At 73.0% G+C, this 19,843-nt stretch carries 14 protein-coding genes; 10 read left to right on the forward strand and 4 right to left on the reverse strand.

Translation table 11 applies throughout. From position 1 onward, the window contains the following. Window positions 1-20: 20 nt before the first annotated feature. Window positions 21-479 (reverse strand): MarR family winged helix-turn-helix transcriptional regulator, encoded by a 459-nt coding sequence (locus ABR738_RS03270; protein ID WP_350228432.1) that lies wholly within the window; start codon window positions 477-479, stop codon window positions 21-23. Window positions 480-568: 89 nt separating this feature from the next. Here ABR738_RS03270 and ABR738_RS03275 point away from each other — a divergent pair, with 89 nt between their 5' ends. Both ABR738_RS03275 and ABR738_RS03280 read left to right on the forward strand, forming a co-directional pair. Further along, entirely contained in the window at window positions 569-1,492 is a 924-nt protein-coding gene (locus ABR738_RS03275; RefSeq protein ID WP_350228433.1) for a quinone oxidoreductase family protein, read from the forward strand. A 422-nt stretch (window positions 1,493-1,914) separates the two neighbouring features. After that, window positions 1,915-3,528: a purple acid phosphatase family protein gene (locus ABR738_RS03280; RefSeq protein ID WP_350228434.1), complete on the forward strand. Its 1,614-nt coding sequence runs from the start codon at window positions 1,915-1,917 to the stop codon at window positions 3,526-3,528. Here the strand turns inward: ABR738_RS03280 and ABR738_RS03285 are convergent. Next, a complete protein-coding gene (locus ABR738_RS03285; RefSeq protein ID WP_350228435.1) occupies window positions 3,525-4,478 on the reverse strand; it encodes an IS481 family transposase in 954 nt (317 codons plus the stop codon). The two genes, ABR738_RS03280 and ABR738_RS03285, sit on opposite strands and share 4 nt — an antisense overlap. 120 nt (window positions 4,479-4,598) lie before the next feature. Continuing rightward, complete coding sequence (locus tag ABR738_RS03290; protein WP_350228436.1) at window positions 4,599-5,318, reverse strand: hypothetical protein; 720 nt, start codon at window positions 5,316-5,318, stop codon at window positions 4,599-4,601. A gap of 689 nt (window positions 5,319-6,007) precedes the next feature. On the opposite strand from ABR738_RS03290, the gene ABR738_RS03295 reads away from it, so the two are divergent. Further along, window positions 6,008-9,049 (forward strand): AfsR/SARP family transcriptional regulator, encoded by a 3,042-nt coding sequence (locus ABR738_RS03295; RefSeq protein WP_350228437.1) that lies wholly within the window; start codon window positions 6,008-6,010, stop codon window positions 9,047-9,049. Window positions 9,050-9,113: 64 nt separating this feature from the next. Here ABR738_RS03295 and ABR738_RS03300 read toward each other — a convergent pair whose 3' ends face one another. Next, window positions 9,114-9,293, reverse strand: a complete 180-nt coding sequence (locus ABR738_RS03300; protein ID WP_350228438.1) for a hypothetical protein — start codon at window positions 9,291-9,293, stop codon at window positions 9,114-9,116. Window positions 9,294-9,818: 525 nt separating this feature from the next. Between ABR738_RS03300 and ABR738_RS03305 the strand changes: the two genes are divergently transcribed. From ABR738_RS03305 to ABR738_RS03335, 7 genes are all read left to right on the forward strand, one after another. Further along, the gene (locus ABR738_RS03305; RefSeq protein ID WP_350228439.1) at window positions 9,819-11,009 is read left to right on the forward strand and encodes an AfsR/SARP family transcriptional regulator; all 1,191 of its coding nucleotides are present in this window, start codon (window positions 9,819-9,821) and stop codon (window positions 11,007-11,009) included. 199 nt (window positions 11,010-11,208) lie between these two features. Continuing rightward, window positions 11,209-14,007, forward strand: a complete 2,799-nt coding sequence (locus ABR738_RS03310; RefSeq protein WP_350228440.1) for a penicillin acylase family protein — start codon at window positions 11,209-11,211, stop codon at window positions 14,005-14,007. 342 nt (window positions 14,008-14,349) lie between these two features. Continuing rightward, complete coding sequence (locus tag ABR738_RS03315; RefSeq protein WP_350228441.1) at window positions 14,350-15,408, forward strand: ketoacyl-ACP synthase III family protein; 1,059 nt, start codon at window positions 14,350-14,352, stop codon at window positions 15,406-15,408. Beyond that, window positions 15,405-16,952 carry a class I adenylate-forming enzyme family protein gene (locus ABR738_RS03320; protein ID WP_350228442.1) on the forward strand — a complete coding sequence of 516 codons (1,548 nt, stop codon included), beginning with the start codon at window positions 15,405-15,407 and terminating at the stop codon, window positions 16,950-16,952. The genes ABR738_RS03315 and ABR738_RS03320 overlap by 4 nt, the downstream gene beginning before the upstream one ends. After that, the gene (locus tag ABR738_RS03325) at window positions 16,942-18,414 is read left to right on the forward strand and encodes a type III PLP-dependent enzyme domain-containing protein (protein ID WP_350228443.1); all 1,473 of its coding nucleotides are present in this window, start codon (window positions 16,942-16,944) and stop codon (window positions 18,412-18,414) included. Before ABR738_RS03320 ends, ABR738_RS03325 begins: the two co-directional genes overlap by 11 nt. 5 nt (window positions 18,415-18,419) lie before the next feature. Beyond that, window positions 18,420-18,689, forward strand: coding sequence for a phosphopantetheine-binding protein (locus tag ABR738_RS03330; RefSeq protein ID WP_350228444.1), 270 nt, complete (start codon window positions 18,420-18,422; stop codon window positions 18,687-18,689). 57 nt (window positions 18,690-18,746) lie between these two features. Next, window positions 18,747-19,760, forward strand: a complete 1,014-nt coding sequence (locus ABR738_RS03335; protein ID WP_350228445.1) for a TauD/TfdA family dioxygenase — start codon at window positions 18,747-18,749, stop codon at window positions 19,758-19,760. Window positions 19,761-19,843 lie beyond the last annotated feature (83 nt).

Here is a 19,843-nt window from a genome sequence, read left to right on the forward strand (position 1 = left end):
GCGCGGCGGCGCAGTGTCACTCACTCACCATCGCTTCGAGCCGGGGCCGCCCCCGCCTCGTGGAGGCGCGCCAGCAAGGCCATCAACTGCCGTTGCTCAGCCGGAGCGAGGGGCGCAAGCAGCTCGGCGTTGGCGCTCTCGGCCAGAGCCGCGCAGCGAGCGAGGACGGCCGCGCCCTTGGGGGTGACGGTGACGGCGTTCTTGCGGCCGTCGCAGGGGTCGGGGGCACGCAGGACCAGGCCCTCCTTTTGCAGGTGGTTGAGCATGCCCACCATGTCCTTGGGGTCGACGGCCAGCCGGCGGCCCAAGTCGGCCTGCGCGATGGGCCCGTACTCGGCGGTCGCCGCCAGCACCGCGTGCTGCATGAGCTTCAGCCCCTCCGCCGAGATCGCGTCGGCGACCAGGGCCCGCCCACGGGTCGCGACGCGGCCGACGAGCCAGGACGGCAGGGACTGGATGTGCTGGAGCGGCGTGCGCATGGGCTCAGCCTATCCGAATATCGTTGGACTTCCCCACGAGATTCGAATTATCGTTGGGGCACCCAATGAAATCGGAACGGGGAGGTCCTGTGCTGCGCATCCGCCACGAGGCCAACGGTGGACCCGAGGTTCTGTTCGCCGAGGAGGTCGACCGGCCCGAGGCAGGAGCGGGGGAGGTGCTGATCCGGGTCGAGGCGGTCGGGGTGACCCTGCCGACCGTGCGCAAGGTGCGCGAGGGCAACGGGCCGGTGCCGTTCGGCGGCGAGGTCGCCGGGGAGGTCGCCGCCATGGGTGCGGGGGTCACCGGCTTCGCCGTCGGGGACCGCGTCACCGGACTGTGCTTCGCCCACGCCTACGCCGAGTTCGCGGTCCTCAACGCCGCCCATACCTCCCGCATCCCGCAGGACGCGAGCGCCGTGGACGCGGTCGCACTGGTGCGCAGCGGGCTGGTGGCGCGGGGCGCCTATGAGGCCGCGCGCGTGGAGCCCGGCGAATCGGTCCTGGTCACGGCGGCAGCCAGCGCTGTGGGCACGCTGGCCCTCCAGTTCGCCAAGGCCGGTGGGGCGGCGCGCGTCGTCGCCGCCGTCAGCAGGGCGGACAAGGCCGACTTCGTACGGGGTCTCGGCGCCGACGAGGTCATCCTGTACGAGGACGACGACTGGGGCGCCCCGTACGACGTGATCCTCGACGGCGTCGGCGGCGATCTGCTCGGCCCGGCGGTACGGGCCCTGGCGACGGGCGGGCGGCTGGTGGCCTTCAGCTCCGGCGGCGGCACGGTGGAGGCGTACGAACTCCTCGTCCGAGGCGCCTCGATGATCGGCTTCCAGATGCGGGCCATCGCCCTCGGCAAGCCCGAACTCTACGACCGCTGGCTGCGTGAGCTGTGGCAGCTGCGCGAAGCCGGCACCCTGCGCACCGCCGTGCACGAGGAGATCCCGCTCGCCGAAGCCGCACGCGCTCACACCGTCATTGAGCAGCGCCGCAATCTCGGCAAGGTCGTCCTGATCCCCTGATCCCTCTCCTGCGCCATCCCCCGCGCCGTCTCGGGGAACCGCAGGGGCGCGGCGGCCGTCCATGCGACGTGAGGGCCGGACTCCGCATCCTCGCGATAGCCGTCTCCATCGTCGTCATGACGGTCGTCCTGGTGTCCCGGCACGTCGCGCCCGGTGGCTTGAAGTGCCAGAGCATCACGGCCGTCAATGGCAGAACGGCCCGCAATTGCCCTTGACCCAGAGGGGGTTCAGCACCCGCGTGGGCGTCAGCGGCGGCTGACCCGGGCGGGGAGGGGCGCGGGCGCACGCGCGTCCGTGGGGCGGTGACGGGCCGCCCGCCGGTCCCGTTCACGTGCTGTTCGCCGTCCGTCCCTCCCCCGCTGGCCGCGATGTCTGCCTCCGCTGTCAGTCTCCGGACGATTTCCGGGACTCAGGAGGCCGACATGACCAACCCCTCGCGCAGAACCGTTCTCAGGAGCACGGCGGCCGCCGGCGCCCTGGCCGGCGCGCCCGCCTCCGCGCTGTTGTGGAGCCGGCCCGCCGTAGCGGGCACCCCGGGCCCCGAGCAGGTGCACCTCCAGTACGGCAACGAACCCTCGCGCGAGATGACGGTCTCCTGGGCGAGCGCCGGTTCCGTGCGCCGGCCCCGCCTCAGGCTCGGCACGGCCCACGGCGGCTTCGGCCACACCCACCAGGCCGAGACCCGGACCTACGTCGACGGACTGAACAAAGTCGAGACGTACACCCATCACACCCGGCTGCACGGGCTGCGCCCCGACACCGCGTACGTCTACGAGATCGTCCACGACGGAGCCGCGCCGGTGCGCGGGACCTTCCGCACCGCGCCCGGCCGCGAGCGGGCCGCGTTCCGCTTCACCAGCTTCGGTGATCTGGGCACGGGGTCGTCCTCCTGGAGCAAGTCCGCGCTCCACGGCGCGGCCGCGGTGCGCCAGGTCGAGCGGTTCGACCCGCTCTTCCACCTCCTCAATGGCGACCTGGCGTACGCCAACAACAACCAGGACCGCCAGCCCCAGTGCTGGGACGCGTTCATGAACAACATGTCGGTCTCGGCGCGCAACCGCCCCTGGATGCCGGCGCCGGGCAACCACGAAGTCGAGGCGGGAGGCGGCGAGTTGGGCTATGCCTCGTACCACACCCGGTTCGCCCTGCCGGACAACCACACCCGTGACTTCTGCGGCAACTGGTACAGCTTCCAGGTCGGCTCGGTGCTGTTCCTGTCGGTCGACGGCAACGACATCGCCATCGAGGACGACGCCAGTGTCGATCCGGCCACCGGTCGCTCGGTCTACATCAGCGGGTACAGCGAGGGGGCCCAACTGCGTTGGCTCGAGCGCACGTTGGCGCGAGCCCGGGCGGGGCGGGAGGTGGACTGGATCGTGGTGTCCATGCACCAGTTCGCGATGTCGTCCTCGGCGGCGAGCCACGGCGGCGACATCGGGATCCGTGAACAGCTCCTGCCCCTGTTCGACCGGTACGCGGTCGATCTGGTCCTGTGCGGCCACGACCACGATTACGAGCGCACCCATCCGGTACGCGGCACCGACCCCGGCAGTCTGCTGCGGCCCAGTGTCGTCGATGACGGGCTCCGCGAGATCGACACGTCCAAGGGCACGGTCCACTTGATTCTCGGCGGCGGCGGGACGGCTTCGCACGACGACACCTATCTCGGCGACACGGACGGCAGCGGTGTCCCGGACGCGTTCGTGCGCACCAAGCGCCTGCCGTTCAAGGCCGACCCGGACGCCAAGGAGAAGGCCACGTGGTCGGCGGTGCGCGACCCCGACACCGCTCACCCGTACGGCGTGGCGGTCTTCGATGTCGACCCCGGCCACCTGCCCGGCGGACGTACCAGCATCACCGTGAGCTACTACCACTCCGAGGGGGCGACGACGGCCAACCCGTTCCCGACGCCCGTACTCTTCGACCGCTTCACCGTCCACCGCGCCCGCCGCGACGGGTGGACCACCCCCGGCCGCCCCCAGCACGCCGGTGCTCCCGCCTCCCCGGCGGCCGGGAACGAGGCCGGGCTTGGCTAGGTGTATTGCCCTGAGAGGTTGGGGACGCGGCTGGCGGGTGGTTGGCCTTTCAGCGCGGTGTGTCCGCGGTGGTGATTGTAGGTGTGCAGCCAGCCGGGGAACGCCTTGCGGCGTTCGGTCTCCGAGCGGTAGGGGCGGGCGTAGGCCCATTCGTCCAGCAGGGTGCGGTTGAAGCGTTCGACCTTGCCGTTGGTCTGCGGCCGGTAGGGCCGGGTTCGCTTGTGGGCGATCCCGGCCGCGGTGAGCAGGTCGCGCCAGGCGTGTGAGCGGTAGCAGGAGCCGTTGTCGGTCAGGACACGTTCGACGGTGACGCCAGCCTGGATGAAGAAGGCGTGGGCCCGCTGCCAGAAGCCGGTGGCGGTTTCCTTCTTCTCGTCTGCGTGGATCTCGCTGTAGGCCAAGCGGGAGTGGTCGTCGACGGCGGTGTGCAGATAGCTGTAGCCGGCGTTCGAGCGGGTTTTGCGGCCTGCGGCCCGGCCCAGGACCTTGTGTCCGCCGCCGTCGGGGATGTTGCCGAGCTTCTTGATGTCGACGTGCACCAGCTCGCCGGGACGTTCGCGTTCGTAGCGGCGTATGACGCGGCCTGTGGCCCGGTCCAGGTACGTGAGGCGGGCCAGGCCGTAGCGGGTCAGCACACGGTGCACGGTTGAGGGCACCAGCCGCAGCAGGTGTGCGATGCGGGCCGGTCCCCAGCGGCGCAGGACACGGACTTTGATGATCCGGCGCTCGGTGCGGGTCGGTGTCCTGCGCGGGCTGGTGCGCGGGCGGCTGGAGTGGTCGGCCATGCCCGCCTCACCGTGTTGCCGGTAGCGGTCGGCCCAGCGTCGGGCGGTGGTGGGCGAGACCTGGAAGCGTTCGGCGGCCCGGCGCAGGGGCCAGCCGTCCTCGACCACGCAGCGGGCCAGACGCAGGCGCCCGGTCTCGGTCAGGGGTGCATTACGGTGGGACACGAGGGCCTTTCTGTTGGTGTAGACGTCGCAATCCACACCGAACCGGAAGGCCCTCACCCATTTCAAGATCCCTCAGCCGAGATCCAGCTCACCCGTCCACAACCTCCCGGGACAGAACAGCTAGGCCGCGCCGGCGCAGTTGGTGAAGGCCGGTCTGGTGCGTGCGCTGTAGATGCTCGCGCCGCCCTTGGCGTCGTACTTCAGAGGGACGGTGATGGTGTCGTCGGCGCTCCATCGGAAGCCCTGGGTGTCGAAGGTCCAGGTTCCGGTGGCCTTCGTCGCCAGCTCCGAGAGCGTGACCCATCCGTACTGGCGTGGAGGCACGCTCACGGTCAGCTTGTTGCCCATCTCCTGTTTGAGGTCCACCGTGGTCGCGCCGTTGACCTCGGCGGTGACATCGAGTTTGAGGCCGATGAGGTCGCTGCCGAGGGTCAGGCTTCCGCCCAGTTCGAAGCCGATGGTGTTGGTCCACCCCGTGGAAGTGTTCAGCGAGATCTCCCACGGGATCGTGGTCGAGGTGTCGTTGAACCAGATCGGAGAGACGCACGTCTCCGGCAGGGTGAACGGCGGTGTCCGGGTGGTCGTGGACCACGAGCAGGTCGAGGTGTCCTTGGCGCACCGGGCGGCCGCGTAGTCCACGGCGGTGTTCCACGCCGTCTGGTAGACCTCGGCGGGCAGCGTCCACTGCTGGTACGGCGTGCTGTCGCAGCGGTAGGTGTAGACCCAGTTGTCGCTGTTGGGAGGTATCTGGACGGTCAGGCATGAGTTGTCGCCGACCTGACGGATCCTGAACGCCGATGGCGAACCCCGAGCCAGCGCTCTGCCGCCGCCTCTGGTCAAAGCTCTTCCAACGTCGTCGACGTCCGTCGGAGCCCACGGCGGGACCCACCGCGCGTTCTCCCCGTTTGCGCGCCCGGCGGGTCGAGCCGGGCGACGACTGTGATGGTGCGGTACAGGCGGCGCGTGGGGAACAGAAACGGTGCACGTTGGCCGGAATCACCAACGGCTGGAGCGTCCGGCGGAACACCTCCCACGTCGTGCGCCGGGCCCCCTGTCACCTTCCTGTCAGGGACATGTCCAACCCGTACGTCCCCGGGGACGTGGAAGCGGAAGGTGGCAAACCGCGCACGCCGTGAGCCAGTTGGCGTGGAGCATTCGGTGGCGCGGGGTGCGTTCACCGGACCCGACGCGACCGGCGGTCCTCGCCGACGCGGCCATGAAGCGGTGGCCCGTACGTCGATGCCGGGAGGACACGGGCGCCTTCCTGACGGATCCGCTCACTTTCGGCTGGACCTCGCGGATAGCGCTCGCCCTCCACGTCCCGCACCCCGGAAGATGGACATGTCGACTGTTGAGGGAGATACCTGCCCGAACGTCCATCGTCGTGGGGACGTTCGGGCAGACCCGGTTCGGACGAGTGAGGACGTCGCGCCGCCCGGTGTGATAATCGAGAGCTGATCGTCGGGGGTGTGGGGGCGTCCCGTAGCGGCGGCACGACCAGCGAGGCCGATGGGAAGGATGACGGATCCATGGGGGAGGCCATCCGGTTCACCGTGCTCGGGGCCGTGCGGGCGGTCCGGGGCGGTGACACCCTCACCACTGGCTCGCCGCAGCAACAGGCTCTCCTGGCCGCGCTGTTGCTGCGGGCCGGTCGGGCCGTGCCCGCCCATGAGCTGATCGCCGCCGTCTGGGGCGACGAGGCGCCGGGCTCCGCCTTGTCAAGTCTGCGCACCTACGCGTGGCGGCTGCGCGGGATCGTCGAGGAGGACCGCTCCTGCCCCAAGGTCCTCGTGTCGCTGCGCGACGGCTACCAGCTGCTGGTTGAGCCCGGCGCGGTGGACGCGCTGTACGCCGAGGAACTGGCGGCCGATGCCGCGCGGGCCAGGGCGGCGGGCCAGGAGGAGGAGTGCGGCAGGCTGCTCACCGAATCCCTCGCACTGTGGCAAGGCGAGCCATTGGCGGGGGTGCCGGGGCCCTTCGCCGAACAACAGCGTTCACGGCTCACCGCGCTGCGCCTCGCGCTCCAGGAGGAACGCTTCGCGCACGATGTGCGTGAGGGCCGCTTCGCGCTCGTCATCCCTGACCTCATCGGCTTCACGCAGGAACACCCGCTCCAGGAAAGGCCGTACGGCTTCTTGATGCGCGCCCTGTACGTGACGGGCCGCCAGGCCGACGCGCTCGCCGTGTTCGGCCGGGCCCGTCGGACCCTCGCCGATGAACTGGGCATCGACCCGGGCCCCGAGCTGAGCGCGCTGCACCAACAAATCCTGGCCAACGATCCGCTGTTGATGGGTCGCGCGGACGGCGCCCCGGAACCGGGCACCGGCCGCACCGCGCCTCCCGCGCCCGAGGCCTCGGCCGCGCACGACGCCGGGCTCGCCGCCCCGCACGCCCCCGAGCCGCCGGTGCCGACGCGGCCCGCCCAGCTCCCCGCCGACATCTCCGACTTCACCGGCCGCGCCGGCCAGGTCCAGGCCCTGTACCGCGCGCTCACGGCCCCCGCCCGGCCTTCGCTCACCGTCGTATCCGTCACCGGCATGGGCGGCATCGGCAAGAGCACCCTGGCCCTCCAAGTCGCCCACCAGGCCAAACCGGACTTCCCCGGCGGCCAGCTCTACGCGGACCTGCGCGGCAACGGCCTGGAACCGGCCGACCCCGGCGCCGTCCTTGGCAGTTTCCTGACCGCTCTGGGGATCCCCGGCCAGGGCCTGCCCGCCTCCACGGAGGACCGCGCCCTGCTCTTCCGTACGGCACTCGACGGCCGCCGCGTCCTGGTCGTGCTCGACAACGCGCGTGACCCCGCGCAGATCAGGCCGCTGCTGCCCGGCTCGGCCGACTGCGGCGTGATCATCACCAGCCGGGCCATGCTCGCAGGGCTCTCCACCACCCTCCAGAGCGACCTGGACGTCTTCGACACGCGGGAGGCCATCGCCCTGCTGCGGGCGATCGTGGGACCGGAACGCATCGGCGCGGAACCCGAGGCGGCGGCCGAACTGGTCGCCCTGTGCGGCCACTTGCCCCTCGCCGTGCGCATCGTGGCCGCGCGGCTCGCGGCCAGACCGCGGTGGCGGGTGGCGACCATGACCGGGCGCCTCGCCGACGAACGGCTGCGCATCGGCGAGCTGCGCGCCGGGGACCTGGGCGTGGCGGCCGCCTTCGAACTCGGCTACCACCAGCTGCCCCGCCCCCAGGCCCGGGTGTTCCGACTGCTTGCCCCCGTCGCGCGGCAGGGCATCGGAACGGCGGCCGCCGCGGCCGCCCTCGGCCTGGACGAGTACGACGCCGAAGAACTCCTGGAGTCCCTGGTCGACGCGGCCATGCTGGAGGCGCCGCTGCCGGGCCGCTACCGCTACCACGACCTCGTGCGCTCCTTCGCGCTCCAGCTCGTGGTGGTCGAGCGGCCGGGGTCCGAGCCTGCGGAGAGCGAGGAGGCGGCCGCCGCTCTGGGACGGCTCCTCGATCACCTTCTGGACGGGGCGTGTTCGGCCTTCCAGGCGATGGTGCCCGGCGACCCGGTCGGCGCGATCCTCGGCGGCAGGCCCGAGTCGGGCCCCCATTTCGCCACGCTGGCCGAGGCACGCGCCTGGGTGGCGGCCGAATTCGACTGCGCTGTCAACGCGGCGGCCCTGGCCGCCCAGAGCCCGGCCAACGCCGGCCCGCGCATCCTGCGCACGGCGGGCGACCTGCTGGTCGCCCTCAGCCCGTTCGGCCGGGACATCCCCTACCGTCAACTGGCCGCCGCCGCGCGCAAGGTGGCCGACACCGCCGCGGCCCGCGGCGACGACCAGGCGGAGGCCCGGGCCCGTTTCGTGTGCGGCAACGCCGCCGTCCAGTACACCCAGCTGGCCGAGGCCGAGCTGCACACCCGGCTCGCGACCGAGGCCTGCCAGCGGGCGGGGGACGAGGTCATCCTTCAGCAGATCCTCAACGACCGGGGCCTGATCGCCCAGTGGCAGCGGCGCTTCTCGGACGCGGTGGACTTCTACGACCGCGCCACCGAGCTGGCCCGCGAGCTCGGCCACCGCTCGGGCGAACTCATCACCGTCCTGAACGCCGCCCAGGCCCGGCTGCGCAGCGGCCGTCCCGCCGAGGCGGCTCAGGCCTGCGAGGGCGTCCTCGAGCGACTGCGTACCGTACGGGATCCGCACGGGACCTCCTACGCCTGGTACGTCCACGGGATGGCGCTGCACGAACTGGGCCGGCGGGCCGACGCCGTGGCGAGTTACACCGCGTGCCTGGACATCTGCGCCTCGGCCCGGCTGCGGGGGCGCGAGACTCAGGCCAGGTTCCGGCTCTCGGACAGTCTGCGGGACCTGGGCCGATACGACGAGGCGCTGGCGCAGGCGGAGCAGGCGCTGGGCCTCAGCGAGGAGTTGGGGTCCCAGCGCGAGCGCGGGCACTGCCTGCTGGCGCTGGCCCGCGCGCTGGCGCAGACCGGCGCGAGCGGCACGGCCCTGGCCCGTGCGCGTCAGGCCCACGACGTGTTCATGGGACTCGGCCTGCCCGACGCCGACCAGGCCGAGCTTCTGGTGCGCTCGCTCGGCGGCCTCGTGGGGGCCGTGGAAGGGTGAGCAGCCCGGCGACGGGGGAGGCGCCGGGCTGCTCGGTCCGAGGGCGCCCGTGGCGCGCGGCGGTTCAGCCCTGACTGTTCCACTCGTCGATGTTCGACGGGCCGCCGGCCCGGACGCTCACGGTGCTCGCCGACGCCTGCGTCCCGTCGTGGGAGACGGCCACCGAGACCAGCGAGGCGGCGCACACCGCGGTGACCAGGACCGCGGCCTTGCGCAGGATCAGGGACTTGATGGATCGCTTCATGAGGTGCCGTCCGCTCCGTGGATCGTTGTGCCGAGTACGGGGAGAGCCGGTATCCGTCGTGGAGGCGGCTGCTCGGTGACCACTTTGGTCCCTACCGATCTACGGCGGATATATGCCGGATAGGAGGCCGTTCGCGCGGCCCCGGCGGGCTTGAGGATCCCACGTATATGCCTCCCGTGCAGCATTTCTCGTCAGACGGTGGCCGCCCTTGGCCCACGTCGTGACGCGAGCGAACCAGGGAGTGGCATGGACGGTGGCGAACCGGTGTCCGGCTTCGGTCGACCGCTCGGGCTCCGGCACGGACGCGACGGCCCTGCCGTGCCCGGCCCCTCCTGTGGCGCCTGACCCCAACTCGACCCGACCGCACGGACGTTGGCGGCGCGTGACCGGCGCCGCCGACCCCACCCGGACCGTCCGGACCGCGCTCCGCTCCGTCCCGGCGCCGGTCGGGCACGCCCCCGCACCGTACTCCCACAACTGCGCCCGAGCCGTCCCGCGACGGAGCCCGGCTCGGCGGAGGTCCGCATGACTACCGCTCTCCCCTCCTCGACCGCCCTCTCCTCCTCGCCGACGCTCCCCTCCTCGGCCAGTCTCCCCTCCTCCGCCCTTCCCGCTCCCGCCACCGGCCTGCCGGCCGGCCTCAGCTTCGAAGTGCTCGGGGAAGTCCGGGGCTGGCGGGACGGCGTCGAACTCCCCCTCGGCGCGCCCCGGCAGCGCGCCCTGCTCGCCGTCCTGCTGCTGCGCGCCGGCTCTCCTGTCGGCCGCGACCACCTGCTCGACGGAATCTGGGGCGACGCCGCCGTACTGGACGGCGCCAACCTGGTGCAGGCCTACGTCTCCAAGCTGCGCCGGCTCTTCGAGCCCGGCCGGGCCCCACGCGCCGCGAGCGAAGTGCTCACCCGCATCGGCGCCTCCTATCGGCTTTCCGTCAGCCCGCAGCAGTGTGATCTGGGCCGGTTCCAGGAGTCCGCTGCCCGCGCGCGAACACTGCGCGCGTCCGGTCAACCCGGCGCCGCAGAGCGGACGTTGGCCACCGCGCTTGACTCCTGGCCCGGCCCCGCCCTCACCGGCGTGAGCGGTCCGCTGCTCGACGTCGAGCGTGCCCGGCTCGCGGAACTGCGCCTCGCGGTCGTCGAGGAGCACGCCGAGCTCGCCCTCGAACTCGGCGGCCACGCACGCCTGGTGCCGCATCTGACGGTCCTCACCGCCGAACACCCCTACCGCGAAAGGCTCTGGGCCCTTCTGATGGTCGCGCTCTACCGAGGCAGCCGGCAGGCCGACGCGCTGGCCGCCTACCAGCGCGCCCGGCACACGCTGATGGAGAACCTGGGACTGCTGCCCGGGCCGGAACTGCGCCGGATCGAGGAGGCGATCCTCGCCGGACGCCCCGACCCGCTCGCCCACCGCACGCCATCCGGCGCGGCCGATGCCGCGCCCGGTCACGACGAGCCGAGTCACGACGAGCTCAGTCACGACGAGCCGTCTCAGGACACGTCGACGCAGCACGGAGCGGCGGGCTTCGGCTCGGCTCGCGGCGGGCCGCGTGATGGCGGGCTCGGCGGGATCGGCGGACTTTCCGTCGGGGCGCACGCGGCGGACCCCGTGCCCGGCCGCCCCCGACTGACCCTGGTCGGCGCGGCGCCGACTTCGCCGGCCGCCCCCTCTGCCTCCGGTCACGGCTCCTGGCCCGAGGGAGCGGCCCGACTGGCCCGCTGAGCCGATGGGCGTACGTTGACGGAAACGCCTCTGCCGGGCAACTGACGCTCGGAGCAGCCAAGTTGCACCTCCCGCGCCTGCACCTCTTCGCCGGTCTCCATGACCCGGCCCCCACCGCCGCCGTGCGCCGCGTTCTCGCGTCCGCGCACGGCGGCCGTCGCCATGGCCGCCATCCCGCCGATCAAGGAAGCACCGCCCCATGACAGTCCAGACCGACACGTCCCCGCCGGACGATCCCCGTCCCGCCACTGACCCCGACGCGGACACACCGGCCCCAGCCGGCTCCGGTCCCGGGGCCCAGGACGCCCCCACGTCCACTTCCGACGCCGCCACCCCCGCGCCCCGCTCCCGGCGTCGGCGCGTGCGGCGGATCGTCAAGCGGGCCGCGGTCGCCCTCACCGCGCTGATCCTGCTCGCCGTCGGCTCACTCGCGGGGTACGCGTACTGGACGGTCCACCGCTCGCTGCCGCAACTGTCCGGCGCCGTCGCCGTGCCCGGCCTGGACGGTGAGGCCCGGATCGTCAGGGACGCCTCCGGCATCCCGCAGGTCTACGCGGCCAACGCGCACGATCTGTTCATGGCCGAGGGCTACGCCCAGGCCCAGGACCGCTTCTGGCAGATGGACACCCAGCGGCACGTCACCTCCGGCCGGCTCGCCGAGATGTTCGGGCCGAGCCAGGTGCAGACGGACAAGGTGGCGCGCACCTTCGGCTGGTACCGGGTGGCCGAGCAGGAGGTGACGATGCTGTCACCGGAGACCCGCGCGTATCTGCGGGCCTTCTCCGACGGCGTGAACGCCTATCTGGCCCACCACCAGGGCGCCGAACTCTCGGTGGAGTACCCGGTGCTCGGCTTCGTCTCCGGCGACTACCGGCCCGAGCCGTGGACACCGGCCGACTCGGTCTCCTGGCTCAAGACCATGGCCTGGAACCTCAACACGGGCATGATCGACCAGTTCCAGCACGCGATGCTGGCGGCCCGGTTGCCGGCCGGGACGGCAGACGCCCTCTCCCCCGCCTACGACTACCAGCGCTGGTCCCCGATCGTCCCGGACCGGGCGTCCGCCAACGCACCCCAGGCGCAGACCATGACCGCGACCCCGGTCGCCGCTCCGCTCTCGTCCTCGGCCCCGGCCCCGGCCCCGGCCCTGACTACGCCTGGCCCCGCGACCGGCGCCGTCTCCCCCGCCACAGCCACCATCCCCGTCGTCCCCGACGCCGCGTCGGCCGCGCTGGCCGACAGTGCGAAGGTGCGTACCGTCCTGGCCGCCGTCCTCGGCCCCCAGGGCACGGGCATCGGGTCCAACTCCTGGGTGGTGTCCGGCAGTCGGACCACCACCGGCAAGCCGCTCCTGGAGAACGACCCGCATCTGACGCCCTCGCTGCCGGGCATCTGGTACCAGGTCGGCCTGCACTGCACGCGCTCGGGCCCGGACTGTCCCTATGACGTCACCGGCTTCACCTTCGCCGGCATGCCGGGCGTGGTGATCGGCCACAACGCGGACATCTCCTGGGGCTTCACCGACCTGGGCGCCGCCGACTCCGACCTCTTCGTGGAGAAGGTCAGCGGCTCCGGGTACGAGTACGAGGGCGAGCAGCTTCCGCTCACCGTCCGCAAGGAAACCATCAAGGTGGCGGGCGGCCACCCGGTCGACCTCACGGTGCGCTCCACCCGGCACGGCCCGCTGATATCGGACGTACTCAAGTCGGCCGACGAGGTCGCCGACGACGGCAGGGAACCGGACGTGCCGCCGCACACCGCGCGGGACGGCTACGCGGTCGCCATGCGGTGGACGGCGCTCGACCCCGCGCCCACCATGAACGCCCTCTTCGCCCTCGACCGGGCCAAGGACTGGGACGGCTTCCGTGCCGCCGCCGCTGCCTTCGCCTCACCCGTACAGAACATGATCTACGCGGACCGGGCCGGGAACATCGGCTACCAGACACCGGGCCGCATCCCCGTGCGCAAGGCGGGCGACGGCCGCCGGCCGGTGCCGGGGTGGACCGGGGCGTACGACTGGACCGGCTATCTGCCCTTCGACCAGTTGCCCACGAGCTTCAATCCGCCCGAGGGTTACATCGTGACCGCCAACAACGCGGTCGTCGGGCCCGACTACCCTCACCTGATCGGCAGCGACTGGGGCACCGGATACCGCAGCCAGCGGATCATCGACCTCATCAAGCAGGCCGGCAAGCTGGACGTCGCGGCGATGGAACGGATCACCCAGGACACCTGGAACGGCAACGCCGCCGCCCTGGTGCCGCAGTTGCTGCGGGTCCAGGTCGGCGCGGACGCGAAAGGGGCCCAGGACCTGCTGCGTGACTGGGACTTCACCCAGGGCGCGGACTCGGCGCCCGCCGCCTACTTCAACGCGGTCTGGGCGGAGTTGCTGAAGGAGGCGTTCACCGACCGGCTGAGCAAGGCGGGGGTGAAGAGTTATGCCTATCCCGACGGCGGCGGCCGCTGGTTCGACGTGGTGCGCGGTCTGCTCGACCAACCCGACAGCCCATGGTGGACCAGCGCCACCGACCCCGCTGTCCATGGCCGGGACGCGATGTTGCGCCAGGCGATGGAGCGGGCCGCATCCGACCTGCACAAGCGGCTCGGTGACCAGCCGCAGAAGTGGCGCTGGGGAGCCCTGCACACCCTGACCCTGCGCAACGCCACCCTCGGCACCGGCGGGCCGGCACCCTTGCAGTGGCTCCTGAACGCCGATCCGATCGGCGTCGGCGGTGGCACCGACACGGTGATGGCCAACGGATGGGATCCCCAGAAGGGCTTCGAGGTGATCTGGGTGCCCTCGATGCGGATGGTCGTGGACATGGCCGACTTCGAGCGTTCCCGCTGGATCAATCTGACCGGCGCCTCCGGCCACGCCACCGCGGACACGTACACCGACCAGACCAAGCTCTGGGCCGACGGCACCAGCCTGCCGTGGCCGTACGGCGCGGCGGCGGTGGACAAGGCGGCCCGCGACCGCCTGCGCCTCGCGCCCTGACGCGAACGCGCCACTGCCTCCCGAGGTTCCGCTCACGCGACGGTGCCCGGTTCCCGCTCCATGCGGGGCCGGGCACCGTCGCGTGGCCCTGCCCGACCCGCGCCGCGCGCTCCCCCGGGGCGCCACCAGAGGGAGTTCAGTGGGACGTCAGACCGGCTCGGCCGCCCGGTCAGGGAGACGTCAGCGGGGCGCAAGGCCTCGGGCGGTCGCGCGTCAGGCGCAGTCCAGACCGCCACCGACGGACGCCCAGTACGGGACAACCGCGCGGCAGGACGCGGACGGCAGGCTCGGGAGCGACAGTCACCCCGGGCGTACCGCCACGGGGCCGGAGATCGGAGAGACATGCGCTGGGAGCAGGTGTATCTGGCCGGCACGGGCGTCTGGCTCGGTGACCGCGCGGACGCCGCGAAGGCGGTCGCGGACGGTGCGTACGACGCCGAAGAACACGCCGTCAACCAGATCCACTCGGTCAGCTCGGCCACGGCCGGCGGAGCGGACGATCTGGCGGCGCCCGAGATGGCGGTCCGCGCGGCCCGGACCGCGCTGCGCCGGGCCGGCCGGACGGCGGAGCGGGTGGGCACCGTCTTCCACAGCTATCTGTGGTTCCAGGGCGCCGAGTTGTGGCCGGGCGCCGCCTACGTGGCACAGCACACGGTGGGCCCTTCGGTGCCCGCCTTCGACCTGTTGCAGCAGTGCAACGCGGGCCTGGCAGGACTTGAGCTGGCCGCTCGGCAGCTCAGCGCCCGCCGGCCCGGCGAGGACGAGGCGGTGCTGCTCACCACGGCCGACCGTTTCGCGCCGCCCGCCTTCGACCGCTGGCGGGCCGAGCGCGGCCTGGTCTACGGCGACGGCGGCACCGCGCTGGTGCTGAGCTCCGCCCCCGGTGGCGCGGCGGCCCGGCTCCTGGCGACCGCGACCCGGGTGGACAACTCCCTCGAGGGGCTGGCCCGTGGCACCGGATTCCGCGCGGGACCCGAACAAGAGCCCCGGCCCGTGGACTTGGCGGCGCGGGCCGAACAGTACTTCCGCGCCGAACGCAATCTGCGGGCCGCGACCACCCGTACGGCCGAGGTGGCCGCCGAGTCGATCCGCGCCGCGCTTGCGGACGCGCGGACCACGATGGAGCGGATCGACCGCGTTGTGCTCAACGCCACAGGTCAGCAGCGGATGCGCTGGCAGCTGGAACACCAGCTGGGCGTGGACGAGAAGTTCTCCAACTGGGAGTTCTGCCGCGACGTGGGGCACCTGGGTGCCGGGGACCATGTCGCCGGCCTGAACGAACTCCTCGAAACCGGCGAGGTCGGCGAGGGGGACCGGGTCCTGCTGGTCGGCGGGGGAACCGGCTACAGCTGCACGAGCGCGGTCGTGGAGATCACCGACGCGTCGGGGTGGTACGCGTGAGCGCCCCGGTATCGGCGGACCCCGCCGCGCACCCCCACCCCCGCCTCTCCCCTCCGCTCGACGACACCCTCGTCGTCGACCTTCTCGACGCGGCGGCCGCCGCGCGCCCCGGGGCCGTCGCCGTCCGCGACGGGCACGGAGCCTGGAGTTACGCCGAACTGGCCGACGCCAGCCGGGCGGTGGCCGCCGGCCTGGCCCGGCTCGGCGGTGTGGTGCCAGGTGACCGGGTCGTGGTGCGGCTCGGCAACCGGCGGGAGTTCGTCGCGCTCTATTACGGCGTGCTGCGCGCCGGCGCCGTCGCGGTGCCGCTCAACCCGGAGATGAAGGCGTTCGTGCTGCGCGGCGTGCTCGCGGATGCCTCGCCCGCCGCGGTCGTGCTGGACCCCGGTGAGCCGGAACAGGTCCACGAGGCCGTCGCCGCCTGCGGAGCCCGCTCCCTCACCCCCGCGGATCTCCTGGCCCACGACGCCGTCGCCTTCGACACCGCGCGCCGCCCCTGCCCCGACGCGCTCGCCCAGTTGCTCTACACCTCCGGCAGCACCTCCGCGCCCAAGGGCGTGATGGGCACCCACCGTCACGTGGTGTTCGCCGCCCGCGCGATCGCCCGCCGTCTCGGCTACCGCCCCGACGACGTGGTGCTCGCCGCGCTGCCGCTCTCCTTCGACTACGGCCTCTACCAGCTTCTGCTGGCGGCGATCGGCGGGAGCGAGCTCGTCCTGGCGGACGCGGCCGCGCCCGTGCGCGCCATGAACGTACTGCGCGAGTGCCGGGCCACCGTGGTGCCGGTGGTGCCCTCGCTCGCGGAGATGCTGTGCCGGCTCGCGGCTCGCGGCGCACCACCTGAGCATGTGCGGCTCTTCACCAACACCGGTGCGGCGCTTGCGGGTTCGGCCATCGAGGCGCTGCGCGCCGGGTTTCCCGGCGCGGCCGTGGCGGCGATGTACGGAATCACCGAGTGCAAGCGGGTCACGATCGCGGAACCGGACGCCGACCTGGTCCGCCCCGGCTCGGTGGGCCGGGCCCTGGACGGCACCACGGTCGAGGTACTGGACGCGCGGGGCCACGCACTGCCGCCGGGTGAGGTCGGCGAGATCGTCGTCGGCGGTCCGCATGTCATGGCCGGCTACTGGAACGCGCCCGGCCTGACCGCGCACCGTTTCCGGCCGAACCCGCGCACCGGACGCGTCCGGCTGCACACGGGCGACCACGGCCGTCTCGACGCCGAGGGCCACCTCTACTTCTCGGGTCGCGTGGATGACCAGTTCAAGCGGCGCGGCGTCCGCATGGGGACGCCGGAGATCGAGGCCGCGGCCCTGGACGTGCCGGGCGTACGGGCCGCCGCCGCTCTGCCGCCACGGGACGGGCTCGATCTGCGCCTGGTCGTCACCGGCGACGACGCTCTCGCGGCCTCCCTCGTCATCGAGGGCCTTGAGCGGCGCCTGGAACCGGCGAAGGTGCCCGCCACCTGCCGGGTCATCGCCCGGATGCCCCTCACCCCCAACGGCAAGATCGACCGGAAGGCCCTGGACACCGATGAGCACTGACATCTGCCCCACGGGCCCGGCCCCGGCGGCCCGTGCGGAGCCGCCCCCCTCGCAGGACCTGCTCGCCGCCGACCTCGTACGCCGCTACGGCAGCCCCCTGTACGTCTACGACCTGCGCAGGGTCGAACGGGCCGCCGAAGACCTGCGCGCCGCGCTGCCCGAGCGCTCTCGCCTGTACTACTCGCTCAAGGCGAACCCGCATCCCGAGCTGGTGCGCACCCTGCGGCTCGCGGGCGCGCTGCCGGAGATCTGCTCGACCGGGGAGCTCGCGGCGGCTCTCGCGGCGGGCTTCGACGGCGGCGACTGTCTCTACGGCGGCCCCGGCAAGACCGCTGGGGAGGTGCGCGAGGCGCTGGCCGCCGGGGTACGCACCTTCTCGGTGGAGTCGCCCGCCGATCTGCGCCGGGTCGGCGCCCAGGCGCGCGCCCTGGGGGTGACCGCGCGCTGTCTTCTGCGCGTGAACGGCGCCGGCGCGGGGGCGGGTGTCGGTCTGCGGATGACCGGCGGGGCCTCGCAGTTCGGCCACGACATCACGGACGGGCTGCCCGGCCTGGCCCAACTGCTCGTCGCTGGAACGCGGTTGTGGGGGCTGCACTTCTTTCCGCTGACCAACGCCGTCGATCCGGCGGGGCTGCTGGCCGAGGCGGTCGCCTCGATCCGTACCGCCGCCGCCCTTGAGGCCCACTGGGGCGTGCCGCTGCGGATGCTCGACCTCGGCGGCGGCTTCGCCTGCCCCTACGCGGCGCCGGGCGAGCGGCCGCGCTACGACGCCTTGCGCGCACCGCTGACAGCCGCGCTCGACGAGCATCTGCCGGGCTGGCGGGGGCGGTTGGAGCCGTCGTTCGAGTCCGGGCGGTATCTGGTCGGCGACAGCGGTCGCCTGATCTGCACCGTCACCGAGGTCAAGGAGAGCCGGGGCACGACGTTCGGCGTCCTCGACAGCGGCATCAATCATCTGGGCGGTCTCTCCGGGGTGGGCCGGCTGCCGTCCCTGCGCGCCGAACCGCTCCGGGTCGCTGGGCCGGAGGCCGAGACCGAGCCCGGGGCCGAGACCGACCGGGTAAATGCGGCGGCCCCCGGGCCGGAGGCCGGCCAGGCCCGCCGGGTGACCCTGGTCGGCCCCCTGTGCACCCCCGCCGACGTGATCAGCCGGGCCGCCGAAACCGTGCCCCCTCGGCCCGGCGCACTGCTGGCCGTGCCCAACGTCGGGGCGTACGGAGCGACCGCGAGCCTGCTCGGGTTCCTCAGCCGGCCCGCGCCCGTCGAAGTCACCGTCCGGGACGGCCGCGTTGTCGGCGCCGGCCGGCTGACCCTCACGCGCGAGCCGCTTCCCGTCCACGAGCCCGCCACCCAGGCCTGTGGCGCCGACGACACCCCTGGCGCCACGGCCGCGAGCGACACCGGTGCCCGGCCGGGCACCGACCACCACCGCGACCCCGCCGGTCGCACCGCGAGGAGCTGAACACCGTGATCACACAACCCCGTTGGGACGAGCGGTACGAGCGCGTTCTGACCGCTCTGCTGCCCCGGCTGGCCGACGAGCGGCCGCTGTCCGCCGAGCGCGGGCTGCGGTCCGCGGGACTCGACTCGATGGCCGTCGTCGAACTGCTCATCCAGCTGGAGGAGGCCTACCACGTAGCCATTCCCGACGAGGAGTTGGGGCCCGAGGCCTTCGAGACCGTCGGCAGCCTGTGGGCCGCGGTCGCCCGGCAGCTCGATACGGCAGGCCCGCGCTGACCGTCCCGGCCGTCCGATGGCCGGGCGGCCCGACCGCTTCGAGAAAGGCTGGCAGCCGTGCCGGTTTCACTGACCGTCGACACCACCGACATAACGACACCCGACCTGGTCCTGACCGGGGCCGAGACGAGCGCCACCGAGCGGGTCGCCGCGCTCCTGTGCGCGGGTCCCCAGGCGCGGATCGACGAGCCCGCCTGGGTGGCATCGGCCCGCGACCACTGGGAGGAACTGCCCGCCCGGCTGCGCCGCACCCTGCGCTCCTTCCGCCGCGACCCGGGCCCGGGCGGCGCGCTCCTGGTGCGCGGGCTGCCGGTCGCCGCGCCCGGCCTTGGCGCCACACCCGTGACGGACGGTTCGGTGCAGCGCACGGCCAACGTGCCCGCCGCCGTGCTGATGCTCGCCGCGTGCGGGCTCGGTGACCCGGCCGCCTTCCGGCCGGAGAAGACCGGCGCGCTGGTGCAGGACGTCGTGCCGGTGCCCGGACGGGAGGACTTCCAGGGCAACGCGGGCTCGGTGCTGCTCACCTTCCACAACGAGAACGCCTTCCACCCCCACCGGCCGGACTTCGTCATGCTGTTGTGCCTGCGCGCCGACCCGGGCGGCCTCGCCGGGCTGCGCACCTCGTGCGTGCGCGAAGTGCTGCCGCTGCTCGACGACGTGAGCAGAGCGGCGCTGCACCGGCCGGAGTTCCGCACCGCGCCGCCGCCCTCGTTCGGCGGGACCGGCGGCCTTGCCGAGCCGCACCCCGTGCTCACCGGCGCCCCCGACGATCCGGATCTGCGGGTCGACATGGCCGCCACCAAGCCGCTCACCGAGCGGGCCTCGGCGGCCCTTGAGGAGTTGCGGCGGCTCTTCGAGCGCACCGCGCGCACGGCCCGTCTGGAGCCGGGCGACCTGGCCGTCGTCGACAACCGGATCACCGTGCACGGACGTACCGCCTTCCGTCCGCGCTTCGACGGCACCGACCGCTGGCTCCAGCGCACCTTCGTCCTCGCCGACCTGCGCCGCTCGCGCACCCACCGCGCGGGCGACGGCCATGTGCTGGCCGACCCGGCCCCGCACGACGCCTGACCCCGCGCCCCCCCCGCAGCCTGGTCGGCCCGGTCCCACAAGGCCCGCGCCGGCCAGGCTGCGCCGTCCTGCCCGTGAACCTC

Origin of the sequence: Streptomyces sp. Edi4 (assembly GCF_040253615.1) — a bacterium.
Taxonomy (GTDB): Bacteria; Actinomycetota; Actinomycetes; order Streptomycetales; family Streptomycetaceae; genus Streptomyces.